The sequence below is a fragment of the Guptibacillus hwajinpoensis genome (genome assembly GCF_005144865.1).
GTDB lineage: Bacteria > Bacillota > Bacilli > Bacillales > Guptibacillaceae > Guptibacillus > Guptibacillus hwajinpoensis_A.
This window is the reverse complement of sequence record NZ_SWFM01000003.1, coordinates 31,640-58,631: the sequence shown is the minus strand read 5'-3', so window position 1 is coordinate 58,631 and position 26,992 is coordinate 31,640. Positions and strand designations below refer to the sequence as shown.

General features: G+C 38.9%; 27 protein-coding genes, 7 tRNA genes and 1 riboswitch. Of the genes, 24 read left to right on the top strand and 10 right to left on the bottom strand.

Annotated elements, in window-relative coordinates; translation table 11 throughout:
* Positions 1–117: 117 nt before the first annotated feature.
* The 9 genes from dinG to FBF83_RS11065 all read left to right on the top strand — a co-directional run bounded on the left by dinG (position 118) and on the right by FBF83_RS11065 (position 9,571).
* Entirely contained in the window at positions 118–2,913 is a 2,796-nt protein-coding gene (gene dinG, locus FBF83_RS11105) for an ATP-dependent DNA helicase DinG (RefSeq protein WP_136947241.1), read from the top strand.
* Positions 2,914–2,955: 42 nt separating this feature from the next.
* On the top strand, positions 2,956–3,780 hold the full coding sequence (locus FBF83_RS11100) for a ComEC/Rec2 family competence protein (protein ID WP_136947240.1): 825 nt from the start codon (positions 2,956–2,958) through the stop codon (positions 3,778–3,780).
* Between the two features lie 317 nt (positions 3,781–4,097).
* Positions 4,098–4,268 carry a YpmA family protein gene (locus tag FBF83_RS11095; RefSeq protein ID WP_136947239.1) on the top strand — a complete coding sequence of 57 codons (171 nt, stop codon included), beginning with the start codon at positions 4,098–4,100 and terminating at the stop codon, positions 4,266–4,268.
* Between the two features lie 13 nt (positions 4,269–4,281).
* The gene (locus FBF83_RS11090; protein ID WP_136947238.1) at positions 4,282–4,779 is read left to right on the top strand and encodes a DUF5590 domain-containing protein; all 498 of its coding nucleotides are present in this window, start codon (positions 4,282–4,284) and stop codon (positions 4,777–4,779) included.
* A gap of 20 nt (positions 4,780–4,799) precedes the next feature.
* A complete protein-coding gene (locus FBF83_RS11085) occupies positions 4,800–5,987 on the top strand; it encodes a pyridoxal phosphate-dependent aminotransferase (protein WP_136947237.1) in 1,188 nt (395 codons plus the stop codon).
* Between the two features lie 170 nt (positions 5,988–6,157).
* A complete protein-coding gene (gene asnS / locus FBF83_RS11080; RefSeq protein WP_136947236.1) occupies positions 6,158–7,450 on the top strand; it encodes an asparagine--tRNA ligase in 1,293 nt (430 codons plus the stop codon).
* Between the two features lie 191 nt (positions 7,451–7,641).
* Positions 7,642–8,361: a DnaD domain-containing protein gene (locus tag FBF83_RS11075; protein WP_136947235.1), complete on the top strand. Its 720-nt coding sequence runs from the start codon at positions 7,642–7,644 to the stop codon at positions 8,359–8,361.
* A 60-nt stretch (positions 8,362–8,421) separates the two neighbouring features.
* Entirely contained in the window at positions 8,422–9,084 is a 663-nt protein-coding gene (gene nth, locus FBF83_RS11070) for an endonuclease III (RefSeq protein ID WP_136947234.1), read from the top strand.
* Positions 9,074–9,571 (top strand): YpoC family protein, encoded by a 498-nt coding sequence (locus FBF83_RS11065; RefSeq protein ID WP_136947233.1) that lies wholly within the window; start codon positions 9,074–9,076, stop codon positions 9,569–9,571. Before nth ends, FBF83_RS11065 begins: the two co-directional genes overlap by 11 nt.
* Positions 9,572–9,645: 74 nt before the next feature.
* Here FBF83_RS11065 and FBF83_RS11060 read toward each other — a convergent pair whose 3' ends face one another.
* Both FBF83_RS11060 and recU read right to left on the bottom strand, forming a co-directional pair.
* On the bottom strand, positions 9,646–12,351 hold the full coding sequence (locus FBF83_RS11060) for a PBP1A family penicillin-binding protein (protein ID WP_136947232.1): 2,706 nt from the start codon (positions 12,349–12,351) through the stop codon (positions 9,646–9,648).
* Positions 12,352–12,431: 80 nt separating this feature from the next.
* Positions 12,432–13,034 carry a Holliday junction resolvase RecU gene (gene recU / locus FBF83_RS11055; protein ID WP_136947231.1) on the bottom strand — a complete coding sequence of 201 codons (603 nt, stop codon included), beginning with the start codon at positions 13,032–13,034 and terminating at the stop codon, positions 12,432–12,434.
* A gap of 98 nt (positions 13,035–13,132) precedes the next feature.
* On the opposite strand from recU, the gene FBF83_RS11050 reads away from it, so the two are divergent.
* From FBF83_RS11050 to FBF83_RS11030, 5 genes are all read left to right on the top strand, one after another.
* The gene (locus FBF83_RS11050) at positions 13,133–14,098 is read left to right on the top strand and encodes a DUF2515 family protein (protein WP_240688075.1); all 966 of its coding nucleotides are present in this window, start codon (positions 13,133–13,135) and stop codon (positions 14,096–14,098) included.
* 335 nt (positions 14,099–14,433) lie between these two features.
* Complete coding sequence (locus FBF83_RS11045; RefSeq protein WP_136947230.1) at positions 14,434–14,931, top strand: MerR family transcriptional regulator; 498 nt, start codon at positions 14,434–14,436, stop codon at positions 14,929–14,931.
* A gap of 112 nt (positions 14,932–15,043) precedes the next feature.
* Positions 15,044–15,406 (top strand): YppE family protein, encoded by a 363-nt coding sequence (locus FBF83_RS11040; protein ID WP_136947229.1) that lies wholly within the window; start codon positions 15,044–15,046, stop codon positions 15,404–15,406.
* A gap of 125 nt (positions 15,407–15,531) precedes the next feature.
* Positions 15,532–15,786: a DNA alkylation repair protein gene (locus tag FBF83_RS11035; RefSeq protein ID WP_136947228.1), complete on the top strand. Its 255-nt coding sequence runs from the start codon at positions 15,532–15,534 to the stop codon at positions 15,784–15,786.
* Positions 15,787–15,837: 51 nt separating this feature from the next.
* Positions 15,838–16,335: a hypothetical protein gene (locus FBF83_RS11030; protein WP_136947227.1), complete on the top strand. Its 498-nt coding sequence runs from the start codon at positions 15,838–15,840 to the stop codon at positions 16,333–16,335.
* Between the two features lie 50 nt (positions 16,336–16,385).
* Here FBF83_RS11030 and FBF83_RS11025 read toward each other — a convergent pair whose 3' ends face one another.
* Positions 16,386–16,589 carry an alpha/beta-type small acid-soluble spore protein gene (locus tag FBF83_RS11025; protein WP_136947226.1) on the bottom strand — a complete coding sequence of 68 codons (204 nt, stop codon included), beginning with the start codon at positions 16,587–16,589 and terminating at the stop codon, positions 16,386–16,388.
* Positions 16,590–17,135: 546 nt separating this feature from the next.
* Between FBF83_RS11025 and FBF83_RS11020 the strand changes: the two genes are divergently transcribed.
* Complete coding sequence (locus FBF83_RS11020) at positions 17,136–18,338, top strand: D-alanyl-D-alanine carboxypeptidase family protein (protein ID WP_169525394.1); 1,203 nt, start codon at positions 17,136–17,138, stop codon at positions 18,336–18,338.
* A 48-nt stretch (positions 18,339–18,386) separates the two neighbouring features.
* Here FBF83_RS11020 and FBF83_RS11015 read toward each other — a convergent pair whose 3' ends face one another.
* The 7 genes from FBF83_RS11015 to kynU all read right to left on the bottom strand — a co-directional run bounded on the left by FBF83_RS11015 (position 18,387) and on the right by kynU (position 23,611).
* Positions 18,387–19,307 (bottom strand): NAD(P)/FAD-dependent oxidoreductase, encoded by a 921-nt coding sequence (locus FBF83_RS11015; protein ID WP_240688074.1) that lies wholly within the window; start codon positions 19,305–19,307, stop codon positions 18,387–18,389.
* Positions 19,308–19,317: 10 nt separating this feature from the next.
* Positions 19,318–19,851, bottom strand: coding sequence for a 5' nucleotidase, NT5C type (locus FBF83_RS11010; RefSeq protein WP_136947224.1), 534 nt, complete (start codon positions 19,849–19,851; stop codon positions 19,318–19,320).
* 105 nt (positions 19,852–19,956) lie between these two features.
* On the bottom strand, positions 19,957–20,118 hold the full coding sequence (locus FBF83_RS21340) for a YjcZ family sporulation protein (RefSeq protein WP_276528442.1): 162 nt from the start codon (positions 20,116–20,118) through the stop codon (positions 19,957–19,959).
* Positions 20,119–20,236: 118 nt separating this feature from the next.
* Positions 20,237–21,616, bottom strand: a complete 1,380-nt coding sequence (locus FBF83_RS11000; RefSeq protein WP_136947223.1) for an alanine/glycine:cation symporter family protein — start codon at positions 21,614–21,616, stop codon at positions 20,237–20,239.
* Positions 21,617–21,790: 174 nt separating this feature from the next.
* The gene (locus FBF83_RS10995) at positions 21,791–22,072 is read right to left on the bottom strand and encodes a spore coat protein (RefSeq protein WP_136947222.1); all 282 of its coding nucleotides are present in this window, start codon (positions 22,070–22,072) and stop codon (positions 21,791–21,793) included.
* A gap of 11 nt (positions 22,073–22,083) precedes the next feature.
* Entirely contained in the window at positions 22,084–22,269 is a 186-nt protein-coding gene (locus FBF83_RS10990) for a hypothetical protein (protein WP_136947221.1), read from the bottom strand.
* 64 nt (positions 22,270–22,333) lie between these two features.
* Complete coding sequence (kynU, locus tag FBF83_RS10985) at positions 22,334–23,611, bottom strand: kynureninase (RefSeq protein WP_136947220.1); 1,278 nt, start codon at positions 23,609–23,611, stop codon at positions 22,334–22,336.
* 189 nt (positions 23,612–23,800) lie between these two features.
* Between kynU and FBF83_RS10980 the strand changes: the two genes are divergently transcribed.
* The 9 genes from FBF83_RS10980 to FBF83_RS10940 all read left to right on the top strand — a co-directional run bounded on the left by FBF83_RS10980 (position 23,801) and on the right by FBF83_RS10940 (position 26,924).
* Positions 23,801–23,885, top strand: a tRNA-Leu gene (locus FBF83_RS10980).
* Between the two features lie 8 nt (positions 23,886–23,893).
* Positions 23,894–23,970 (top strand) — tRNA-Arg (locus FBF83_RS10975).
* Between the two features lie 14 nt (positions 23,971–23,984).
* A tRNA-Met gene (locus FBF83_RS10970) sits at positions 23,985–24,061 on the top strand.
* 17 nt (positions 24,062–24,078) lie between these two features.
* A tRNA-Tyr gene (locus FBF83_RS10965) sits at positions 24,079–24,163 on the top strand.
* Positions 24,164–24,167: 4 nt separating this feature from the next.
* Positions 24,168–24,242: transfer RNA gene (locus tag FBF83_RS10960), tRNA-Gln, on the top strand.
* Between the two features lie 4 nt (positions 24,243–24,246).
* A tRNA-Gly gene (locus FBF83_RS10955) sits at positions 24,247–24,320 on the top strand.
* 87 nt (positions 24,321–24,407) lie between these two features.
* A tRNA-Arg gene (locus FBF83_RS10950) sits at positions 24,408–24,481 on the top strand.
* 326 nt (positions 24,482–24,807) lie between these two features.
* Positions 24,808–24,890: riboswitch (ZMP/ZTP riboswitch) on the top strand.
* Between the two features lie 45 nt (positions 24,891–24,935).
* Positions 24,936–25,778, top strand: coding sequence for a bifunctional 5,10-methylenetetrahydrofolate dehydrogenase/5,10-methenyltetrahydrofolate cyclohydrolase (locus FBF83_RS10945; RefSeq protein ID WP_136947782.1), 843 nt, complete (start codon positions 24,936–24,938; stop codon positions 25,776–25,778).
* Positions 25,779–25,985: 207 nt separating this feature from the next.
* Positions 25,986–26,924: an HNH endonuclease gene (locus FBF83_RS10940; RefSeq protein WP_136947219.1), complete on the top strand. Its 939-nt coding sequence runs from the start codon at positions 25,986–25,988 to the stop codon at positions 26,922–26,924.
* Positions 26,925–26,992 lie beyond the last annotated feature (68 nt).

The following is a 26,992-nucleotide window of genomic DNA, read 5'->3' as shown; positions in this document are numbered from 1 at the left end:
GCATTTTTTTAATAAGAAAAGTATAGTGGCATTAGAAATTATTTTCCGTTCTTGATAAAAAATGATAAAGTTATAAAAGTGAACAGTGATGGGTTGAAGTAACTGAGGTGAAAATGAATGAATCGATATACAATAATAGACTTTGAAACAACTGGGAATTCTCCTAAAAATGGAGATCGTATTATCCAAATTGGCTTGGCTATCGTCGAGGGAGGGACGATTGTAGACCGCTACTCCTCATTTGTGAACCCTGAACAGCCTATACCACTTTTTATTCAACAGCTTACAGGGATAACGGATGATGATCTTAAAGAAGCACCATTATTTGAAGAAGTTGCACCAGAACTTCTCAAACGTCTTGATGGAGCTTATTTTGTTGCGCATAATGTACGGTTTGACCTTAATTTCATGAACGCTCAACTCGATGCAAGCGGATATGATCCATTTTCAGGTCCTATGATTGATACAGTTGAGTTAGCAAGAATTCTACTACCAACAGCAGAAGCGTATAAGTTATCGTGGCTTGCCGAATTTTTAAACTTTCAACATGATAATCCCCACCAGGCAGATAGTGATGCAGAAGTAACAGCTGAGCTGCTTTTATACTTATTTGATAAGTTAGAGTCGATTCCAATCGTTACTTTACAGCAGCTAACAGAACTGGCTCCAAGGTTATACAGCGATATCGAAGTCGTACTGAATGAAACAATCGATGACAAACAGAGAACAATCGAACCTGAAGGCAACTTTGAGATATTTCGCGAAATTGCTATTAAACGTCAGGATGAGCTAGCTGACAGTACGCCTATGAAAGAAGCGATTCCATTTCAATCTGCTCAAGCTGAGTTCGAAAAGAAGATGGCGGAAATCATTCCAGGTTTTGAAGTACGAGCAGGACAAACCGATATGATGAAGCAGGTTGCCCTTGCTTTCGATACAAACCAGCATGCATTAATTGAGGCAGGAACAGGTATAGGGAAATCGCTTGGATATTTACTACCTGGAGTTGTCCATGCAAAGAACACAGGAAAACCTGTGGTAGTAAGTACGCATACCATTCAATTGCAAGAGCAGTTGTTACAGAGAGATATCCCTTTTCTCCGAGACATTCTTCCTTTTGACTTCGGAGCAACAATTATTAAGGGGAGAAGTAATTACCTTGACTTAACAAGGTTCGAGCAACAACTTTACCGAGTCGAAGAAGATAATTACGATACAATATTGACGAAAGCACAGATTCTCGTTTGGCTACTCGAAACAGATTATGGTGATGTAGAAGAATTAAATCTGTCGAGCGGAGGGAAAATTTTCTGGCAACAGGTGAAAAGTGATGCAGCTGTCTCTGCTAATCATCGCTCACCATGGTTCTCAAGAGATTTCTATCATAGAAGAAAACGGTTTGCATTGAATGCAGATCTCATTATTACTAACCATGCACTCTTATTTAGCGATTTAATTAATGAACATCAACTCTTACCTGCTTATCAACAGGCCGTCATTGATGAAGCACATCATTTAGAGGATATTGCCACTGAATTCTTTGGTGTGAAAACAGATTATTTTTCAATTCTCCAGGGGTTTGTTCGAATGGGATTGAAAGATGGAGATGGCATCTACGGAAAAATGAATAGTATTTTGAAAGACGTAGAAGTAGAAATCCAGGAATATAAAGCAGAAATCGATGCGTATGTGAAAACGATTCTTGGCGATTTAGATGAGCTTTTTCGAATGCTTCATCGGTATGTGTTGAAAAATATGAATCGTTCTAATGAGATTGGTCGATTAAGTTATCGCTTAGATAATGAGAGCGGAGCGGCGTGGGAAGCGATACAGGAAGCTGCACACAGGCTGGTCTTTTATCTAAAAGACCTTGATAAAGCGTTGAAAAAATTAGAAAAAGAACTTGATCTGAAAGAAGATGAATTAACGCGAGAACAGCTTAATGCTGTCGCTGATTTTAAAGGCATTCATTCCTCCGTTCTTGAGGAGCTCGCAAAAGTAGATTACTTACTTCTTAACGAAAATGAGAACGATGTTAAATGGGTAGAAATTGACCCTAAAGGCGCCTTGAATTCAGCGTTTCTATTCAGCAGGCCGGTTGAAGTAGGCAACGTACTTTCTAGCGAATATTTCGGTAAGAAAAAGAGTGTTTTGCTTACGTCAGCTACACTAACGGTCAGAAATTCCTTTGATTACATTATCAATCGTCTTGGTCTAGAAGAATTTGGTCCACTTATACATCGTTATGAGTCTCCATTCGATTATAGTGAACAGGCGCGATTAATGATTCCGACCGATCTTCCGATGATTAAAGACGTATCTGATAGTCAATTCGTCGAATCTATAACGAATGCGATTCTACAAATCGCGCGCGTAACCCGTGGACGGATGCTTGTTCTGTTTACTTCTTATGACATGCTACGAAAAGCGCATCATCGAATGAAAGAATTAATTGAACATGATGAATTGACACTAATTAGTCAGGGAGTTGATAGCGGAAGCCGAGTGAGGCTTACGAAGAATTTTAAAGAAAGTGAAGATGCGATTCTTTTTGGAACAAGTAGCTTCTGGGAAGGTGTAGATATACCCGGTGAGGATTTAAGTTGTTTAATCATCGTCCGTTTACCATTCTCTCCACCAGATAATCCTGTGTTCCAGGCTAGATCTGAGCTATTAAAAGAAGCGGGTGGAAATCCATTTATGGAGCTGTCTCTTCCAGAGGCAATTATTCGATTTAAACAAGGATTCGGTAGGCTAGTCCGCTCACAACGAGATCGAGGAGCTGTTTTCGTTTTCGATCGACGAATCATTTCAACACGTTACGGACGTTCCTTTGTAAAATCTCTACCTGATGTGCCCCTTCTTAAAGGAAGCGTAGAAGAGTTAGTAAATGAGCTGGATCTTTGGTTATAAAGCATTCATTCGTCACACACTAATCCTAAGGGAGGTAGTGTGATGAAAAAATATGTTGCGCTATGTATTTTGTTGCTTGTTATGTTTTTTAATAGTGCCAATGCAGAAGCCTCTATTGAATCGGTTGATTTGCATTTAGGAAATCATGAAATTGCCATTACTTTTCTTGATTTATCTGTTGGTGAAGCGATTTTGCTACAACGAGCAGAAGGTGGAGCTGTGTTAATTAATACAGGTAGTTCTGCATCTGAGCAAGAGCTAATCGATCGTCTACAAATGTTTAATGTAAAAGATATTAGTAAGGTATTTTTAACGAATGCAGATGAAGTCTATACAGGTAATTTCAATACATTACTCCGGTATTTTAATGTCAATGAATTGTTGATATCTGGGCAGCTTCAAAAGTCTCTTGTTTCACCTATTCCTTCTCAAGTGGTCCAAACGAAAGTGCAAGATAAACAAAAGCTTGAACTTATGGAGGATGTTAATGCAGAAATTATAAACATATCTAAGGCAGGAGCAGTCACATATATGCTATCCTTAGGAAGCCAACATTTATTAATGATGGGTGAAACAGATGTGGAATTGGAAGAATCCATTGCATCTTCAGGACGAACGGTAGAAGTCCTGAAAGTTGCTAACTTTGGAGCTGGTAATGGCACTTCAGCAGAATTCCTCAGTGCAATCGATCCTCAAATGGCTGTTATTTTTCGCCATAAAAATATTGATGTGAGCGAATCTGTACTTGAACGTTTAAGTGAGACCTGGACAGACGTTTATTATCCTTATCGAATCGGAAGTGTCACACTAAGGTTCCAGAACGATCGATATGATGTCATCACGCTTCCAACGAAAGAAACAAGATAAACTTTCTTAAGGTTATATGTTGCAAAATACCGCAACTTATTGAAAAATAGTGTTAGAAAACGGTGGGTTATGCCTTTTGTTTATAAGCGAGTTTTCTATAAGGAAAGTTTAATTAACATGGCTAAAGTATAAGAGCCTGCGCAGTGCGCAGGCAATGTTGGAAGTGGGGCACTATTAGTAGTGCACCGCTTTTGGCGGTACTTATAGTTTGTCACTTACCTTTTCAACTATAAGTAGTAAATTTAGGGGTGAGTGGATCTCATTGAAACTTACCTATTCAGTGAGTGTATTACATACTAAACAGGGAGTTGGCAGAAATGGAAAGTAACATAGAAGTATTGTCGACTGTTAAAGTCAGCAAGTCACTAGATATTTATAAAATTGTAGACTCATTAAATCGGACGTTAAAAGAAAAGGATCTAATGTTCGGTCTTGCACTTGATGAAGAAGACCAGGAACAGATGATCTTTACGATTTATCGTACATAATCGGATGAACGTGATGAAAGTAATCGGAATTATTGCTGGTGTTATTTTCGTACTATTGATTTGGCAAGGGGTTTCATTTTATCACTCCGTTCTTGATCATCCTAACCAGCTTGAAGAAAAAGCTACGCAAAGAGCGCAGTCAGAATCTTTAATATCCACAATTGATGAAGCGATACACTACCATGGTACAAACGAGGCTTATGTCGTATTAAAAGGTCCAAATAAAAATGGTGAAGAAGTATTTGTGTTCGTTCCTGAAAAGAAAGCACCACTCGTAACTAAGAAAACCAATGAGGGTGTGACTTCTGATGCAATTAAAAACAGGATATCGGAACAGTTTTCTCCTAGGGAGATTATTGATATTAAACCGGGAATCGAAACGAATAAAGAGGATCAGCAGGTTCTTGTTTGGGAAGCAACTTTTATTGATACCGATAATCGCTACACATTTGCTTATTATTATTTCAGCAATGGAGAATACTGGCGGTCAAGAACGATTAGACAAAGTTAAGGACAATGGGAGGAATCAATATGAATTTATCAAAGCGAGTCGCGGCTCTTACGCCATCTGCTACACTGGAAATTACAGCTAAAGCCAAAGCGTTAAAAGCAGAAGGGCACGATGTAATTGCACTTGGTGCTGGAGAACCAGACTTCAATACACCACTACACATTTTAGAAGCAGCTAAAAAAGCAATGGATGAAGGATTAACAAAGTACACACCTGCTGGTGGTATTCTTCCACTTAAAGAAAGTATCATATCCAAGTTTGAACAGGATCAAAATATATCCTATAATCCTGAAGAAATTATCGTCTGCACTGGAGCAAAGCATGCTCTATATACGTTATTTCAAGTTATTCTTGATGAAGGTGATGAAGTCATCATCCCAACACCATACTGGGTAAGTTATCCTGAACAGGTAAAGCTTGCGGGGGGTCATCCAGTTTATGTGGAGGGAAAAGAGGATCAATCATTTAAAGTGACAGTTGATCAACTCGAGAAAGCTGTATCAACTAGAACAAAGGCTGTCATCATTAACTCACCTTCAAACCCAACTGGTTCTATTTATACACCTGAAGAATTAAAGGAAATTGGTGCGTTTTGCTTAAAGCATGACATTATAATTGTTTCAGACGAAATATATGAGAAACTCGTATATGATGGAACAGAGCATACTTCAATTGCTCAGCTTTCTGATGAATTAAAGCAACAAACAATTATCATTAACGGAGTTTCAAAATCACATTCTATGACAGGTTGGAGAATTGGATACGCTGCAGGTAGAAAAGAAATCATTAAAGCTATGACAAACCTTGCAAGTCATTCAACATCAAACCCTACCTCCATTTCTCAATATGCAGCACTTGCAGCATATGAAGGATCACAGGAACCTGTGGCAGAAATGAAAGAAGCTTTTGAAGAAAGACTCAATACCGTTTACGATCAGTTGAATCGCATTCCAGGATTTACTTGTGTTAAGCCACAAGGCGCTTTCTATCTTTTCCCTAATGCGAAAGAAGCAGCAGAGAAAACTGGGTTCAATTCTGTCGATGACTTTGTAAAAGGACTTCTTGAAGAAGAGAAGGTCGCACTTGTACCAGGATCCGGTTTTGGATCCCCTGATAACGTGAGACTTTCTTATGCTACTTCATTAGATGTTATTCAAGAAGCTATACATCGAATTGAGCGGTTTGTTAAAGCGAAACAAGCTGTCTAAGCAAGTTGTTGTATAATCAAATAATCGGTATAATATAGATTGAACATTTCGATTTGAAAACATTAACAATATAAAGCGATCATACGATGCAAGACATCTACCGAAAATGTCAATTGGAGGTAGGTGTTCGGTGCGATCGCTTTTCTTAATTAGTTGGAGGGAAATTAGCAGTGAAAACAACGATTTCAAATGTAGATAAACAGGTTGAACAGTCTGTAACAATTGGCGCATGGCTACATAATAAGCGTTCTAGTGGTAAGATTCAGTTTCTACAACTTCGTGATGGAACTGGATTTATTCAAGGCGTTATGGTAAAAAAAGAAGTTTCAGAAGAGGCATGGGAAGCAGCGAAGAACCTGACACAAGAGTCTTCTGTATGGGTAACTGGAATTGTTCGTGAAGATGATCGTTCACAATCAGGTTATGAACTTACAGTTACCAACGTTGAATTAATTCATGAAGCTGTTGACTACCCAATTACACCAAAAGAGCACGGAACAGAATTTTTGATGGATAACCGCCATCTTTGGATCCGTTCGCGCCGTCAAAATGCTATTCTACGCATTAGAAACGAAATTATCCGAGCAACGTACCAATTCTTTAATGAGAATGATTTCGTTAAAATTGATCCGCCAATTTTAACAGGTAGCTCTGCTGAAGGAACAACTGATTTATTCCATACAAAGTACTTTGAGGAAGATGCTTATCTTTCACAAAGTGGTCAACTTTATATGGAAGCAGCTGCAATGGCGTTTGGAAGAGTCTTCTCGTTTGGGCCAACATTCCGAGCAGAGAAGTCCAAGACACGTCGTCATTTAATTGAGTTCTGGATGATTGAACCTGAGATGGCGTTTATGAATCATGAGGAGAGTCTTGAAGTTCAAGAACAGTATGTAAGCTTCCTTGTTCAGTCTGTATTAGATAACTGTCAAATGGAGCTTAAAACACTTGAACGTGATTTATCAAAACTAGAAGCAATTAAAGCACCTTTCCCACGTATTTCATACGATGATGCGATTACCCTTCTTAAGGATAAAGGCTTTACAGACATCGAGTGGGGAGAAGACTTTGGTGCCCCACATGAAACGGCGATTGCAGAAAGCTTTGAGAAGCCAGTTTTCATTACAAACTATCCAAAAGATATTAAAGCATTCTATATGAAACCAGATCCTGAGCGTGAGGACGTTGTGTTGTGTGCAGATTTAATTGCACCTGAAGGTTATGGTGAAATTATTGGCGGAAGTCAAAGAATTGATGACCTTGCGCTTCTTGAGCAGCGTTATGAGGAACATGGCCTAACGGATGATGCATACAAATGGTACCTTGAACTTCGTCGTTATGGTTCAGTTCCACATTCCGGTTTCGGCCTAGGATTAGAACGAACAGTTGCATGGCTTTCTGGTGTGGAACATGTTCGTGAAACAATTCCATTCCCGCGCCTTTTAAATCGTCTTTATCCGTGATAGAATAACAAAGCTGACGCTTCTTTCTTAGTGAAAGAGGCGTCTTTATATGAGGAAGTTATTATACTTGATATCATACAGGTAGAAATGAATAGAGGATATAGGAATTCAAGGCATCTATTGTGCTCTAAATTTTTATACTCCCTTCACAAATTGCCCGCATGTTATAATGAAAGGTAGAGGTGGATGGGATGAAGAAGGAACACATGATTCATATATTGAATGAAGGTCATTTCTCAGTACCGAGACTGCTTCTTAATTACTACGCTAGTATTGGTCTACATGAGGAAGATACTTTTTTTCTAATTAAACTACACAGCTTCATTGAACAGGGAAACTCATTTCCTACACCAGAAGAGCTTGCATCAGCTATGACTTATTCACCGCAAGCGTGTTTAGATAAAATTCAACAGTTAATGCAAAAAGGTGTACTTACAATTGAAGAACACCGAAATGAAGACAAAAACTATTATTCAGAAGCATATTCCCTTATTCCACTTTGGGATCGGATTTTTGGTGCAATAGAACAAGAAGAGGCAGAAAAATCTGCAGCCAAAAACATAGAAAGTGAAGAAAGTCTATATACGCTTTTTGAACGTGAATTTGCTAGACCTCTGTCACCGATTGAATGTGAAACGCTAGCTATGTGGATTGATGGAGATAAACATGACTCAGAACTTATTAAAGCAGCTCTAAAAGAGTCTGTCCTTGCCGGTAAACTTAACTTTAGATATATTGATCGCATTTTATTTGAATGGAAACGAAACGGAATTAAAACAGTGGATCAAGCGAGGTCCTATGGCGAGAAATTTAGGAAACATCAGTATGACAAGAAAACACCGGTTTCCAAACCTGATTCCAAAAATGATTCAGGCCAAAGTGCTCCAATTTATAACTGGCTTGGTCGATAGAAATTAGCGTAAAGCGGAAGCACGACTTCCGCTTTTTTTTATAAGAAAGGAATGCTGAAATTGCTTACAAAAGTCCAAATTAGAAGTGTTCTTGACACTATGGGGGAGATGTTCCCCGATGCACATTGTGAATTAAACCATTCTACCCCGTTTGAACTTGCTATCGCAGTTGTATTATCTGCTCAGTGTACAGATGCCCTTGTAAATAAAGTAACCCCAGGATTGTTTGCTAAATACAAGGGACCAGAAGACTTCCTTGAGGCACCTATTGAAGAATTAGAGAATGACATTAGGCGAATCGGTCTTTTTAGAAATAAGGCAAAAAACATTAAAAAGCTTGCTCGTACAGTCGTAGAACAGTACCAGGGTTCATTGCCTGAAACGAGAGAAGAGCTTATGGAGCTTTCAGGAGTAGGCCGCAAGACAGCTAATGTCATAGCTTCAGTAGCGTTTGATGTTCCAGCCATTGCCGTTGATACACATGTAGAGCGAGTTAGCAAAAGACTTGGTATATGCAGGTGGAAGGATTCTGTGCTCGAAGTCGAAAAAACATTGATGAGAAAAATACCTGAAGAAGAGTGGGCAGTGTCTCATCACCGTTTCATATTCTTTGGAAGGTACCATTGTAAAGCCCAGTCACCACAATGCGATATATGTCCATTGCTAGATCTCTGTCGTGAAGGTCAAAAGCGAATGAAGCAGCGCGTACGAGATGGACGATAGACGAGTTTTATCTAACGAACTACATCACTCATTCTTCTTTATGGAATCTGATTGGATAGGTATACTTAAGCGACGTGAGGGACGTCTTCCGCTTTCTTTTGAAGTCATGCATGAACGAGGAGAACATACAGATAAACCATGGGAAGCACCAGATACTTATCTAAACCAGTATTTCATGGATTGGAAAGTAATTAATCCTCAACTGGGTAAACTGTTCGGAGAGCGAAGTAAGTGTAATGTAACAACTGAAATGACAGCACAAATTGGATATTTTCTAGAAGTCTTATTTTGGATAAATGGTCTACGAGCATCTCCGGGTACATGGAAAGAGATAGTTGACACTCTACCTGTTAAACCTTTAAATGGAAAAGAGCGTATCCAACATCTTTTCGATCTACCAGATCATTACGTCTCATTTATCCTGTTAGATCAGCTGATAGAAGAGATGCATAAGAAATGGAAAGCGAATTGTGTTGAACGACTATAGTGTAAGAAATAAAGAAAATAACCATAAGAAAAGCCAAACCTTATAAGGTTTGGCTTTTCTCTAGTTTTGAACGATTACTCGTCTTGATTTTTAGGTGTCGTACTGTCTGAAGCTGGTGCATTGGACTGGGTGTCTGAACTAGTTCCATCATTACCATTCCCTGAATCAGATCCTGAGTTTCCAGTATCATTTCCAGACCCTGTATCAGAGCCAGTTCCATTTTCAGACCCTGTGTTACCCTGGCCATCATTTTGGCCTCCATTATTACCATTCTCATCTGGTGTCCCACTATTATTATCAGCAGGAGGTTCTTCTCCCTGATTAGCCTCACCATCTTGGCCATCATTACCGCCTTCTCCATTACCTTCCTCAGGAGGAGTGCCTTCTTCGTCAGCAGGGTTCTCTTCTTCAGGCTCAGGCTCTGGTTCAGCTTCTGCTGGAACAGAAACAGAGGTTTCAGCAGGTTTGGTAGAGACGCCAGCCTCAGTAACTGCTGTTACTTTAAAGTTATATTTGCTACCTTTTTCTGCATTTTCAATGGTAAAGCTTGTGTCTCCTGTTTCAGTTAAGGATTGATATCCACCATCGTTGACGCTCATCTCAACTTTGTATGTGAATTTCTTATCCTCACCAGGCTGCCACGAAAGTGAAATGCTGTTTGAGTCTGGGTTGTATTGAGCAGATAAACCAGTTACACCATCAGGTTGCTTGTATTTCTCAGATGTTTTCTCTGGTGTATGTCCTTTTACAAATAGCTCATACACAATTTTATCTTTAGGTGTGTAATCACTAGGAAGTAAGCCAGTACTTTTCTCAACCCCAACTTCTACAACAGAGTCAGGTTTTTTAAAGTCAGCTGTATTAATTCCTTCAGACACCTTACTCATAATTTCTTTAAACAAGAGTTTTGAAGTATCGTCTTCGCCTTTTCCTGAGTCAAGATAATGAGCATTTGGCTTATTGAAACCAGTCCAAACGGCCATAGAGTATTCGGTAGTATAACCTGCAAACCAGGCATCTCTTACAATTCCAGAAGTAGGAAAACCTTGTGACTGAACAACCTCTTCTGGATGATTTGTTGTACCCGTTTTACCAGCAACAGGGAGCCCAGGTATTTTAGCATCTGTTCCTGTTCCTGTATTTACTACTGATTTCAACATATCGCTAATCATGTAAGCCGTGTAGTCATTCATTGCTTTCACTGATTCTGGCTCGAGATTAATTTCCTTGCCATTAGGGAAAACAACTTTTCGTACAGTATGTGGTTTGTTATATGTTCCGCCATTACCGAAAGCAGCATAAGCCCCTGACATTTGGAGTGGCGACGTACTAAATGTACCTATCGCTGCAGTAGGAACCATGTCTGTATCCTCTAGCCCCATACCTAACTTATTAGCAAATTCCTGAGCTGGTTTTTCTCCTACTTCAAGGAATGTGTTAACAGCAGGAACGTTGTAGGACATTTCAAGCGCTCTTCTCATAGAAACCTGTCCACGATAGTTTCTGTCCCAGTTACGGATGTTTGCTTCGCCAATTTTAAGCGGTTCATCTTTAATGGAGCGTCCTGTTGACCACTGCATATTGTCAATTGCTGGACCGTAAGCAATGATTGGCTTTGCTGTAGATCCAGGTTGGAATTTACCAGTTGTCGCATACGTTATTACGTTTTCATCTTTACGTGTTTCGCCAATTGCACGAATAGAACCAGTTTTGGTATCGAGTAGCACGAGACCTGATCGCATGTCTTCATTTGAATAAGGGTAGTTTGCGATTACATCCGTTGTAATGTCCTGCGCACGTGTATCAAGGGTCGTATAGATCTTAAGGCCTCCAGAGTAGATATCTTTTTCAGAAATATCGTCACGCTCTCTTAATTCTTTTACAACTTGATCCATGAAGACCTTATACTGATCACTTTCTGTGGCTTCTTTTTTTGCGACAATCATATCTTCTACTTTTTCAGCCTGGTATTTATCTAATTCTTCACCAGTAATAACGCCTTGTTTTTCCATAAGACTTAGAACAATGTTTTTGCGCTTTGTTGCAGCGTCAGGATTTTCATAAGGGTTATAGTAACTAGGTCGCTGTGGAAGACCTGCAAGCAATGCAGCTTCACCAGGAGTCAAATCTTCTTCAGTAAGGTTCTTGCCAAAGTAAGTATCAGCAGCAGCGACGACACCCCAAGCACCATTTCCGAAATAGATCTTATTTAAATACATTTCAAGAATTTGATCTTTCGAATATTCCTGTTCAAGTTTAACGGATAAATAAGCTTCCTGTACTTTCCGTTCTAACGATTTTTCGGATGTAAGCAATGAGTTTTTAATTACTTGTTGCGTAATTGTACTTGCACCCTCAGCGCCAAAGCCCTGTGTAATGTTCGCTAAGACCGCACCACCAATTCGTCTAGGATCAATTCCAAAATGCTCGTAGAAGCGAGTATCTTCCACAGAAACAAATGCTTCTTTTAATATATCTGGAATTTCATCAAACTTTGCAACTTCTCTAGCATCAGTACCAGCTAGAGTTTGAACTTCTTCATCACTCTTATCGAGGATAACAGAAGATTGTGGGTTAGCGAGGTCATCTGGATCGAGCTCTGGTGCATTATTAATATAAGCTATAGCTGTAATGCCTCCAGCTGCAATTCCAACTAAAAATAAGATAAGAAGTGTTAGAAAGATTTTCTTGAAAATACCGCTTTTTCCTCGTTTTTTAGAAGGAGGTTTTTTCTTGCTGTTTGATTTACGTCGTTCTTGACGAGATTGATAATCACTCATAACTATTCCTGCCTTTCAAGCCTATACTCTTTATAGGATTCGAAACAATCCTTTATTTTATGAATCGAAACAGAACTTCATTAATTGAAATACATTTTATCAATAATCTTCATATAGTCAATGCGAGGTTGAAATGTATATGGAATCAATATACCTTGGTTCTCTATGTCTTCCTTCTTAATTGATTTTCTGCCACCATCTTTCATGGTTTCCCAGTATGCAAAGAGGTGAGGTGCATCCAAATAAAATACCTGGTCGGTGATAGAAAAGCGAAGCAACACGAAGCAAATACCATTTTGTTCATGAACTTGTTTCATATGTGTGATTTGATGTTCATGAAAGTTACTTAATGGAAAGGATGTCTTATTGCGTGTCTCTTTCGCTTCGAAATCGATGTATCTTCCATTATAAACACCGTTGTAATCGGTCGTAGAAGCTTGTTTAAAATATGCTTCTTTAATGACGGCAGCACTTCTTTTCGGATAATCCACGTTCACGATTTGAACGGGAGTAGGCTTCTTGTGTATAACAGCTTTACCTGTTGAGAGATAATACGTATTACTCTGGTTAATATCTTCTTCAAGTGTCATTCCACGATTGCTGTATGATTTTTGTTTCTGGCTTGCGAGCTGATTCTGGGCCGAAGGGACGTACGGCTTTCCATTCGGATATCGAATCGGCATTATAATCATCCTTTCTTATGTAAAAGCTGCACTGAATCTATTCTACTTTAATTATAACGAGTTGTACGACAAAAATGTTTCAAGCAGGTGAAAAATAAATGGAGAATGAGAAATTAATGCAAATCATCAAGGAAATCAAGAAAATAACAGCAACTTGGAATGTTGATAATATTTCACGTACCGTATTTTACAACAATTTTTATAATGAACACCCTGAAATCAAGTGGGCATTTCTTGCATCTATGGTTTCTAGAAATGCAGGTTGGAGTATGAGCGATTTAAAAGGAGAATGGTTCCCAAGAGTATTAGAAGAGGATCAATTGCAGCATCTTTTTCTAACATATGAACGTGCTAATTGGACGATCTTCCATGACGCAGCACCTCAGCTTCTCCTTTATGCAAAAAGCAAAGAAAGCAATGAATCAATCATGCACTACTGCAGGGCATTTGATGTGTCAGAATTTATGCTTGAGGAGTGGGAATCTTTCTTACTAACGCGTGATGAGAAACGATTAATGTTTGCACTCATAATTAATGAGCAACATGTCATTGAAGAACCTTTATTGCAACACCATCTTTATGCAAAAAAGGTGTTTCGTTCTATGGTCTTCACCGTGCAAGATTGGTTTCATTTCAGTACAGTTTTATTTCCTACCGTAAAAGGAAGTTTATATGGTTTGTCAGTAAGTGGGTTTCGACATACGAAGAACCGAATCGAGTTAGGTAAAAAACTTGGTTCGCTTTTATTTCATCCGTTATATTTTAAGGGATTTTATCATTTTTCAGCCACAGTTCATCCAACAGGATCACGGTATGATTATGAGCGTTATATGGGGAAAAGGCGAGAGGGTCCTATGGTGAGAATGGTTTATCCGATTATTCAGCATCACCAAGAAGAGAAGACTAACTGGTATAGGGGACAGCGTTACGTTCAAAAACTCCTAAATACTGAAGTAACGCTGCCCGACAAGATTGAAGTTACAGATTGGTACGAAGGGAAAAGAAGTCAAATCAGAATTGGAATTGAATTTGAGAATTTATTGAAGCAAAAGCACAGGGAATAACTTTGCGCTTAGGTTGAAGGGCGGTCTGGACCTTCAATTTTTTTATTGCCATAACCTGTTCTCGTTTCTTCTTGATTAGGTTGTCTTTTTCGAGCTGTTTTTTCTAATTTCTGCTTTTTGCTCATTGCATCTCACCTCCTCTTATTAGTGTGAGCAGATGTTACAAAATCATTCTTTCAGCGTGTCGAATTCATCTCCCTTTAGCGGTAAACCACTACCTTTGCCGAAACGGTTCTAGTTTTGTCAGAGTGGAAGGCACTGCTTAAGAAAAGGCGAATATATTCAGTACAATATAACAGGCTAAGGCTTGTGATTGACAGAAGGGATGGGATTGCATGTTATTAAAAACGAAGCAGGTTTCAGATGAACTTGGTGTAAACCCTACTACTGTTCAGCGCTGGGTTAAGTATTTTGAGTTATCGTGTGAGAAAAATGAACTAGGGCACTTCTTATTCACCAATGAAACCTTGGAGGAGTTAAAATCAATTAAAAATGATTTGCGAAGGGGATATTCAATGGAGAAAATAAAAGCGGGCTCAACTGAAAAATCTTCTGACATTAAGGTTATTTCGCAGGAAAGATTTGAACAAAGACTTGATCGCTTTTCTGTTAGATTAGAACAACTGGAGAGGCAGTTAGAAGAAAAAGCTAATGAAGTGATTACGGTGCAAGTTCTTCAGCATCGGTCAGAACTTGATGAACTTGTTAAGAAAGTAACTTCTTTAGAAGAGAAGTTAATTGAACTTGAAGATCATACGTCTATTCAGGAGGCAGTAGGTCAGTCGTCGGGCAAAGTAAAGCGTCCATGGATCATGAGTTTATTCAGCTTCTAGAAACTGTATAATGGTTCACTTCTGACCTTATGTCCAAGAGGGATATAAGGTTTTTTTGTTTGTTGTCTATGACTCGTTCTATGTTAGGATAGACGTGATAGGAGTGACTGTTATGAAACAAACAGATAAGCTATTACGATTGACGAAAGAGTTATTAGAAATGAATGAAGAAGCTCGACATCAATATGCGACAAGGACGAAATCAGATGAATATGAAGTTAATTTCTATGAGGAAGTAAAACCCTTTGCCGATCGAACACTTGCGCTTCTAAAGGAATGGGAACCACTCGCAAGAGAATGGGTAATGGAGAATAAGCCAAAGTATTTGTATCCAATTCAAATTAAAAATACGTTTGAAAATCTAGAAATGGTATCCGTAGTTGCCTGGCAAAAAGATACTGGACCTAAGAAGTTTAATGAGCGTGTCCAATCGATTGAGTATGTTCTTGAAAAGTTACTTGAACAAGCTGAATAAACGAGCATACAGCTCGTTTATTTTTTTTCGATTTGTATATAAATTTTTTAGAAATTTCACATACCGTATTTTGTGTATAAAAATTACCATCGTTGAGAAACACTATAGAAAAAGGGAGTGACACAATGACTGCTTATTTATGTCCAAGGTGTAAAACAAATCGAATGAGATTTAATAAAATTGAACAACGAGCAACTTCGGTAAAGCTGGATCCTGAATCTGGTGAAGTCGTATCGGTTATGGAAGAAGGTGCCACAGATCCATTTCATTTAGCTTATAAGGGCCCAGAGATGCGCATTCAGTGTGCAGCGTGTGGAGAGATCGGTGATGAAGAAACATTCATTCAATTTGCACGTTCTCATCCTCGGTCTAGTTCTTAACTTATGGTCCTCCTGAATTCATGGTATAGTTGAAAAGCAGGAGGGGATTGAATGTTTGATCCAACGATTTATGAGAACGTGAAAGTAGTTCTTGAAGGTGAATTGTATGATCGGGATCTTGAAGGAGAGATCTCGATTATTAATCGAAAGGATCTTGTTGACCTTGCATCACTATCACGTATGTATGAAGTGCAATTTAATGAGAATCCACATGTTAAAGTAACCATTGGACTATATGCGGATCTTGCAAGCTTTAGCGCTGAACAGCTTCAGCTTGAAAATGGCAACCCGGGGTGTGAAATTAAAATTAGTTTTGACGTGTCGATTTCAGATACTGAGGAATGTGTTGAAATTGAGGAAGATATAAGAAGCATTTGGGGTTATCGGCCATCAATTCAACAAACCGTTTCTTTTGTTCATGATCAAGAGGAAGAGCTAACTAGTCACATTAAACTGGAATTTAATCGACGTATAAATGAAGATCAAATAAGTGACCTATCAGAACTGATCGAATATGCCGTTCAAACTTCACAGTTACTTGACGAATAAGAAGAAGGCGGATTTCTCCGCCTTCTATAACCATGCTATTCGGTTAATAATTAGTAGCTTCCGCCGCCCATTTGCTTTTCAGCCATTTGGACAAGACGCTTTGTAATTTCTCCTCCAACAGAACCGTTAGAGCGAGCTGTGGAGTCTGGACCAAGTTGTACGCCAAATTCGCTTGCAATTTCGTACTTCATTTGATCTAAAGCTTGTTGTACACCAGGGACTACCAGATTGTTTGAGCTATTATTGTTTGCCATGTTGTGTACACCTCCTTGACTAATATGATGCTCAGCAACGTAAATTCATATGCAACAAGATTAGAGGAACATAATGGTAGAATAACAACTATTGAATTCTGAATATTTAAAGGATTTAGTTAGTTAGCATAGAATAACTTACATAATGATAATGTACTGGAGGAGATGACAAGGTGGAGCGTTTCGTTAAAAAGTCTGGTTTGTATCAAAACGCTGATAAGAGAAGGTGGGAGTACTGGATGGTTTCACAAGGAGGGAACAAAGTTTTAGTTTCTTGGCTATGCTGGAGTGCTCCGAAGGATGTAGTAGAGAAGTGGAAAGTATCTAATGCATGTTAATTTACAACCGCTTTGAGCGGTTTTTTATTTTGGTAGAATTATATAAGATGATGATAATAATACATATCGTATCGATCACAAGAAAATAGAAGTATTAAATTTGTTCCTCATTAGCTATAATAGTGTTCGGATCAGGTCTTTTGTACTAGACATCACATTAGCAACTAACACGAACACTCTAAATAGCATGAAAGAAAGAGGAGCATCCATGATTCCAAAAAAGTACTGGCTTATCACCATCGTAGTCATCATGACAGCTATTTTATTTCCTGAAACGCTATTGGCTCAACAACCTCCAAACGTTAAAAGTGAAACCGCTATTCTCATTGATGGGAAGACCGGACAAGTTCTCTTTGAGAAGAATAGTCAAAAAGAAATGTACCCAGCGAGCATTACAAAAATTGTAACAGCATTAATGGCAGTAGAATCTGAAAAAATGAATGATTCAACAGAAGTCAGTAAAAAAGCTCGAGAAGTGGATGGAACGAGAGTATACCTTGAAGAGGGTGAAATGGTTCCATTAGCACAATTAGTGAAGGGTATGCTCGTTAACTCAGGGAACGATGCTGCCATTGCAATTGCCGAACAATTGAGCGGGAGTGTCGACTCTTTTGCCGATGATATGAATACGTTTGTAAAAGAGGAAGTAGGAGTGGAAAATAGTCATTTCACAAACCCCCATGGCTTATTCAACGAACAGCATGTGACAACTGCCGAAGATATGGCGAAGATTACACAATATGCAATGAAAAATCAGCAATTCAAATCCATTTTTGGTGTTAAAGAACTTGAATGGAGCGGCGAAGATTGGAATACAACGTTAATCAATCATCACCGTTTATTGCTTGATTATGATTTTGTGACAGGTGGAAAGAATGGATTTGTTTCAAAATCAGGATTTACTCTCGTTACTACAGCTACTAAAGAAAATCAGGAATTAATTGCTGTTACAATGAAAGCAACCGACGATCAGATTGCTTATCAAGATACGTTAACTCTTTTGAATTATGGTTTTGATACTTTTTCTCCAGTCGTATATGAAAAAGGAACTGAGCTTGCAGAACGGGATGGTAAGGAATATTTTTTAGCCGAAGATATAACGCTTTTTCAACAAGATAATCAAGCGGTGGAGCTCTCTGTTAATGATTCTGGAAGGTTAGAGAGTGATACTGGTTCCATTAAATCAGCCCTTGATTCTGAATTGCTATCAAGTTCTAATTCAGAATCATCAACAACTAAAGATCAGAGTAAGGTAGTATCCGCTTCAAAAGAAAAAGAAAAGGATACCTTTTCCATATCAAGCAAATTGATATTTTATATTGGTATTAGTATTTTTACTGTAATAATTATTGCACTATTCATGGGGAGGACTAAACCAACTAAAAGAAGGTCAAGAACTTTTCCTTACTGATAGGTTATAGCAAGTCACATACGAAAAAGGACCCTTGTGGTCCTTTTTCTAGTCATTAAGATAAAATGACAAACATTTAACAGCTGTCATGCCTTGTCCAACAGAAGAAGCAATACTTGATAAGAGAGGACGAGTGCAAACGTCTCCTGCTGCATAGACATAAGGAAGGGACGTTTGACCCACTGAAGTGCAAGGTATATACCCTTCATCATCAAGAGAGATCCCATCTTTAAATAAGTATGTATTTGGTTCAACCCCGATTCGAATGAAGACTCCGTCAACTGCAATTGTTGAGATGCTGTCATTAGAAGACAGAGTTAATTGTTTTCTACTTTCTCCATTTATTTCTGTCACAATCGTGTTGGTCATCACGTTAATATTGGGATGATATATGACTGGATCCTTAAATTCTTTTCTAGCTTTAAATTGTTCGGAGCGATGGATCAGAGATACATTAGCTCCTGCTTCCGCTAGTAATAGAGCACCCTCAAAAGCACGGTCTCCTCCTCCAATAACAGCCACATCTTTTTCCTTGAATTTATCTTTGTCTCTGCTAGCAGAGTACACTTCGTTCCTGTCGATCAACTTTTGCTCACCAGGAACCCGTAATTTTCTTGGTGATGAGCCAGTAGCCACAAGTATGGAACGAAACTCGTATGTTGTATTCTTATTAGTGAAAAGCACTTTTTCATCCCAATCAATCGAATCAACCACTTTACCAATTTCAAAATTGAAATCAATATTCTTAGCGTGCTGCTTAAAATGCTTTTGAAGCTCAAGGCCGTTTTCTACCATCATTCCTGGGTAATCTATAATCTTGTTATGAATGTCTGTTAATTGTCCACCTAGATCTGTTTGTGCTTCAAGTAAGAGATGATTAAGTCCTAAACGCTTAGCCCATATTGCAGCAGAAATGCCAGCTGGGCCTCCGCCAATAATGAGTAGATCGACTATCTTTTTTTGAATCACAGGATTCTCCTCACTTCCATGTTGAAAGCCACTTCTCAAATTCTAGCCAATTATTCACACGAGGAACATCGACTTGCTGATTATATACATAGTTCATTGCCACTGCAGTTCTACCTGTTTCTTTAAATGCAATTAAATTATGTGGTGCATCATCAAAAAGCATATCTCCTCGAATCATTTCTTTTCGATGTGAGAATATTAAATTTTTCTTCCCTATAAAAGGGAGGTGCTTTTCTATCCACATTTCTTTCTCTGTGTATGCGTATGTACGGCTACTTGTAACAATAAGTACATCATAATGCTTACTAATTCGTTTTAATACGTCAATCGCGTTTGGTAGAGGCTCAAGATGCAGAAACAAACCAGGTTCATCTAGATAATCGTAAATCTTCTCTCCACATTCAGCTTTGACATAGTCTTCTGATCGCCAGCACTGAAGCTTCTCAATAGATAAATTATCATTATAGTCCTCGTTGTAACGCTTATGCCACTCAGACATAAGATCACAAATAACGGAGTCCATATCAATTAGTAACGTTTTCATTAGCTCACTTCTTTCATTCACATTCCACTTTACTATAACAGTGAAGAGTATTCTCGACAATTCTTCATAAAGAAAGCAAGAACCTTATGGTCCTTGCTCTGTTTATTAGCATTTAACGAAAGCTGTTCCTACAATGATAAGTAGGATAAAAAGTACAACAATGAGCGCAAACCCATTTCCTGCAGGTCGACAAGGCATGCCATACCCAGCTCCAGCTACAGGCTGATAAGGTTCATTTCCATAAGGTGCATTGTTTGCATGGTACATATAAGGTCCCCCTTTAATTTCTCTTTCCTTACCACTGTATGTATTCGTCTAAAAAAGATATAGGCAAGAGCGGAGGGAGAAGAGAAATTAGGTGAAAAACTAGAAAAGAATACCCAAGTTAAGAGCTGATACCTTTGTCTTTCACTTGTTGTCTTAAGAAATTATATCGATAATCATCTGTTAGTTCTTTAACTTCCTTACTCAAGAACAAGATTGCGATCACGTTTGGAACTACAAACAACGCTAGAGTAATATCGACTAGTTCCCAAATAAATTGAAGGCCACCTATTGCACCTACAAAAATAGAAATGATATAAATAAATCGCATTACTTTTGAAAAAGGGATCCCAAACAAATATTCTGCCTGTTTTTCTCCGTAGAAAACAAGGACGCCAATCGTACTGATAACAAAGATTAATAATAATGATGAAACGAAAATGGGTCCCCATGTTGGCCCCATTAAACCTGAGAAGGCATCTGAAACCATATCTGCTGCATTAGCAGGTTTGACATCCTTCCAAGCACCTGACAGAAGTACAGTGAAGGCAGTGATTGAACAAAGCACAATCGTATCAATAAAGACGCTGAAAATCCCCCATAACCCTTGTCTACATGGATGTGGCGTATGTGCTGCAGAGTGGGCGATCGATGCTGTACCCATTCCGGCTTCATTTGAGTAAAGTCCTCTCGCAAGTCCCCAACGAACAGCTGCTGCAAAACCTGCACCTGCAAATCCACCAGCGGCAGAAATTGGTTGAAAAGCATGGACAAAAATTAATGTCATTACCTCTGGGAATTGATCAATATTGATCGCCATTACACCAATAGCACCTGCAATATATGTAACAACCATAAAAGGGACAATCTTTTCTGCCACAGCACCGATCCTCTTGATGCCACCAAATACAACGATGGAAATTAAAACAATTAAAATTGCTCCAGTAGCCCAAGTAGGGAGACCAAATGAGCTTTCGGTAAGAGTTGAAATGGAGTTTGTTTGCACCATAACACCTGGAATAATTTCAATCATTAGTCCAAACGCAAATAGTGATGAAGCAAATTTCCATCCTAATCCTTTTTTTATGTAGTACATCGGTCCGCCGACGTATTCCCCGTCTTCCTTTTCTTCCCGATATTTAATACCAAGAACAATTTCGGAGAACTTTGTGGACATACCAATGATCGAGACAACCCACATCCAGAAGATAGCGCCAGGTCCGCCAAAAGCTATCGCAACCGGAACCCCGACGATGTTTGTGGCACCTGCAGTGGAAGCAAGCGCTGAAGCGAAAGCCTGAAATGGTGATATCGTTCCATCGCCTTTTTCTTTCTGAAATATCTTACCGATTGTATGTTTTAAAGCATGTGGGAAAAATAAAATTTGAAAAAATCCAAGGCGGATCGTTAAAAACAAGCCACCCCCAAGCAGCAAAATCATCATAGGATAGCCCCAGATGAAAGCTGAAAATTCAGTAACAGCATTTAAAATACTATCCATTCAACATCACTCCCTATTTTGGTTATATAGTTAATAACCAATAAAAGGGAGCGTAAAACGTTATTTCCATGATCCTACAAAAATGAGTACAAAGGCATAGGCACAATTAATGAATGGTTTTTTTGGAGCCTTTTTTGTATTAACAAAGAAACAGCCGGAAGATCCGGCTGTTTGTTAGTGAACTTGTGGAGGTTGGTTATCTTGAGGGGGCGCAGCGCTAAGCTGATTTTTAACTTCTTGAATTTCATTTGCCTGAGCAGCAGCAGCAGGCTGGTAATAGCCTTTCTGCTTGGCGTATTGATAAAGATTGTATTGTCTTTGCTCATCTGTGTTTCGAATTTGTTGCAAAGCTTCACGAAGTTGCTGATTATCAGCTTGTGAAATAATATTGCCATAGCCGCTTAAGCTACTGTTTAGTACGGATAGATAGTCATTAACCATATCTTTTTCGTTCATAAGATCCCTCCTTAACTTAAAAAGCCCATTAACTGTTGTTTCGTATTTCGTGCATCCTGTGCATCATTTTGTAACATTTGCTTTAATTCTGGACACGTGCAGGATTGGGCGTATGAATCAAGTTTGTTGGCGAGCGTTTCATGTCCACCAATCATATGACGAAGATTTTGAAGTTCAAGTTCGTTTAATTGCGCCATCAAGCTTCCCTCCTTAAATTCAAATCTTTTTTATTATGAAGAAAAAAGAGGATTATATGCACAATCAAGCAATCACATTTCGTTCATTTGAGTATTCCTTATACTTCTGATTGATCATAATATCGTGGAGGATTTGAACGACGTTCCACACATCTTCATAAGAAGAATACAGCGCAATTGGGGCCAGCCGAATGACATTCGGAGAACGGAAATCAGGCACGACCCCATCTGCTTTTAATGCCTTGCAAATTCTGGCAGCTTCAGAGTGTTCAAGACATATATGTCCACCACGCTGTTCATCTTTCGTTGGATTTGCGATAGAGAATCCAAAAGGACATAATTTCTCCTCAGTGAGATTCATGAGGTAGCGAGTTAACGACAAGGATTTGTTACGAATGGATTCAATCCCGGCCTGTTGGAACAACTCTAAAGAACCAAGTAAAGGAGCCATACTAAAGATATGTGGTGTACCAATTTGATAAGCACCAGCAGATGTCGCGTGCTCGAGGTCATGACTCATATCAAACTGCACTTCTTTTTTTGAACTGAACCAACCAGCAAGACCAGGTCGCTTTCCAAGGTGTTTTTCATGGACAAAAAGGCCACCAACACCACCAGGTCCGCTATTTAAATATTTGTATGTACACCAAACGGCAAAATCAATGCCCCATTCATGCAATTCATGAGGGACTACTCCAATTGAATGAGCAAGATCAAAACCAATTATGATGTCTTTCTGGTGAGCAGCTTCTGTTAATGTCTTCATATCCAGAAGCTGTCCACTTCGATAAAGGACAGAAGGAAGGAGGATAAGAGAAACTTCATCATCCATCGCAGCAATAATATCTTCTTCATTAATTGTTCTTCCATCATCACTTTTAACTTGAATTAAATGATCGTCTGGTGATAAACCATGGAGCGTAAGCTGACTTTTAATAGCATAAATATCAGATGGGAATGTTAAAGAATCAGCAAGAATTTTTGTTTTTCTTCCTTCAGGCTTGTAGAAAGTAGACAACATTTGATGAAGATTCGTTGTAATGGATCCTGTTGTAATGGTTTCTTTAGGAAGTGCTCCTATTAGGGAAGAAGTCATGTTACCGATTTTTTCAGCCATATAAAACCAAGGTTCATTACCTTCAGTCCAACCGTCTATGCCATTTACTTTCCAATCGTTTAAAGATTGAAGGAGGGACGATTCAGCTTTTTTGGAGAGTAACCCTAATGAATTACCATCCATATAAATGTTGTTTGGCTTTAAGTAAAATTCTTCTCTAAAGGCAGATAGAGGGTCATTATTATCTAATTCTTTTGCATACCTAATGCTCTGTGATAAACTCATAGTACTCAGCTCCTTTTATACAACTAATCGTATGAGAGGGTTGCGTTGCTGTCAACGCTTTCAACCTTTACTTAACGCATTGCTGTGAAGGAAATAAAAAAACATATAAGTTTTTTTAGAATAATGATTGACTTCTTAAGACGTTCAATGATATTATATAAAACGTCGCTGATACACAACAAAGCACATGCGGGTGTGGCGGAATTGGCAGACGCGCTAGACTTAGGATCTAGTGTCTTACGACGTGGGGGTTCAAGTCCCTTCACCCGCACCATATAATTTGCGCCCGTAGCTCAATTGGATAGAGCGTCTGACTACGGATCAGAAGGTTAGGGATTCGACTTCTCTCGGGCGCACCATACATAATATAAGTGGCGGTGTAGCTCAGCTGGCTAGAGCGTACGGTTCATACCCGTGAGGTCGGGGGTTCGATCCCCTCCGCCGCTACCAATTTACAATTTCATTATGGAGGGGTAGCGAAGTGGCTAAACGCGGCGGACTGTAAATCCGCTCCCTCAGGGTTCGGCGGTTCGAATCCGTCCCCCTCCACCATGATTGGGCTATAGCCAAGCGGTAAGGCAACGGATTTTGATTCCGTCATGCGCTGGTTCGAATCCAGCTAGCCCAGCCATTTTGCGGGTGTAGTTTAGTGGTAAAACCTCAGCCTTCCAAGCTGATGTCGTGGGTTCGATCCCCATCACCCGCTCCATAAATTTTCTACAAGATTCATTTTGAAATTGACTTCCTGTAGAAAACAAAACGTGGTATACTATCAATTAGTTGCCAATTATATCATGCGCCTTTAGCTCAGCAGGATAGAGCAACAGCCTTCTAAGCTGTGGGTCAGAGGTTCGAATCCTCTAAGGCGCATACTCAAAAATCCCTTGAATGAATATCATTCAAGGGATTTTTGTAATCATTGCACAGAAAGAGTAATTTCAATTAATAGTGATATGTTAGCTTATTTGGTTAATGTCAATGATAGCTAGATTAAGTGGGGAAAGGATCTACATTTGAAATCTTACTTCCACTTCTTCTTGCCGAATCTCTTCTTGTTTTGTCATAATTATTAGGAATCTATAATAAAAACACGAACATTAATGATCTGTTTCTATTATTTATTCACCTTTTTAATGGTTTCTGGTGTGAAAACATTTGATTCCGGCGCTTTTTATGCTACTATATCCGTAGAAAACATTTACTGCAGTAACTGACGACAAGCGTGGAAGTAACCACAGGGGAGCTGCAGTGCACATAGCCGGTCGTCTGGGCGAAGAGATGAGCTTGCTCAATTCTTTACCAATGTTCAGGAGGAGTTAATATGATGAATGAAAAGGCAATCTTAGACGGTAAGGCCGTTGCGAATCGAATAAAAGATAAGTTGAAAACAAGAGTAGAGATCCTGAAGGAAAGTGGTGTAATGCCAAGTCTTGCCACTATTCTCGTTGGAGACGATCCATCATCCGAGACATATGTAAGGATGAAGGGAAATGCCTGTGAACGAGTTGGGATTATTTCAACTAAAATTCATCTTCCTGAAGATACGACAACAGAGCAATTAGTTCAAGCTATTACTGATCTCAATGAAGATGATTCCATACACGGAATATTGCTTCAACACCCAGTTCCTCCACAGATTGACGAACGATTAGCTTTTGAAACAATTGCGATTGAAAAGGATGTGGATGGAGTGACAAGTGCCGGATACGGACAAACAGCGCTTGGATTCGGTACGTATCCGTCATGTACACCTGCAGCAATCATGAAAATAATGGAAGATTATAATATTAAAGCTGAAGGAAAGCATGCCGTTGTCATTGGGCGAAGTCCAATTCTCGGTAAGCCTGTTTCTGCTCTTTTATTAAATGAGAATGCAACAGTCACAACGTGTCATTCTAGAACCACTAATCTAGCATCACATGTACGTCAGGCTGACATTGTCGTAGCGGCTGTTGGAAGACCGGAATTTATTAAAGGGGAATGGATTAAGGAAGGTGCCGTTGTTCTTGATGCCGGATACAACAAAGGAAATGTCGGTGACGTTGAATATGAAGAGGCAGCAGAAAAAGCTTCTTACATTACACCTGTTCCTGGTGGCGTAGGTCCCGTAACGATTGCTATGCTACTAAATCATACGGTTGATGCAGCAGAGAAAACGCTCAACTAAATGAGTATCTAATAGTAGTGCCAATCCAAAAGTGGTCATATTATGAATGTAATTGAAGTTGTCGTATGTTCTCTGCAATAGTAACGAGTCAAAGCCAGCTGAAGCTGGCTTTTTATTATGAAATGATTCGAAGTGTAAAAGGAGTAAAATACGCGTGTTTCATGTAGAATAGTAAAGAGATCAGCACGTAATGTTGGGGGAAAAGAAATGAATTGTTTTATAGTTATGCAAGGTGAGATATATCAGGAAGAGAAAGATGCAGGTGTAATTTGGTCGCCAAAAGAAGATAAAAGTGGCAATGAACCTCATTCGTGGAAACGATTGAAAGAAGTCCATGCCGATGATCAATTATTTCACTATGTTAGAGGAAACATTGTTGCCGTGAGTATTGCAAAGGACGATTGCCAAGAGGCGCCTAAGCCTTCTAGCTTGCCAAATCATCATAAGCCTAATGATGGGTATCTAGTGAAGTTAGAGTACCATGAATTGGATAAACCGGTTAATGTGAAAGGTCAGTTTCATGAAATTTATCCTTTATTACCTCTTAAGTATGCACCGTTTCAGAATGATGCCAATGGGAATCCTGGCTATTTGTATCCGTGTAACGAGGAATTAGCGATTAAATTACTTGAGCTCATTAGTGAATCGAATTTTTATCGAGTAGATGAAGAACAATTGGAATTAACCATAGATGAGGTTAGAAAAATTGAACGGAACACATTAGTCCCGTTAATTACTGAAATAGAATCTGAAGTGAAAGCGAAAATGCGGTGGGGCGAGCAAAAATTCAGGAAAGATCTGATGCCACTTTGGGAAGACAAGTGTGCAATATGTGCAATTAACTTACCGGAATTATTAAAAGCAAGTAGATCAAAGCCATGGAAGGATAGCACAAACCAAGAACGATTGGATCCATATAACGGATTGCTCCTTTGTAGAAACCATGATGCGCTTTATCATGAAGGATTAATAGCATTTGATGGACAAGGACGTTTGCACATTTCTTCAGTCATTAATGACGAGGATTATGAGATGTATGGATTAAAGCCTCGTGCAAAAATTCAAATTCATCCCGAGAATAAAGTGTATCTCAAGTGGCATAAACGGAACATTTTTAGCAAGGATGACGAGAATGAATTAATTTAATATGATTTTAAAAGAAAAAGCACCTTTTAGGTGCTTTTTTCATTGGAATAAAATTATTGTTTAAATCG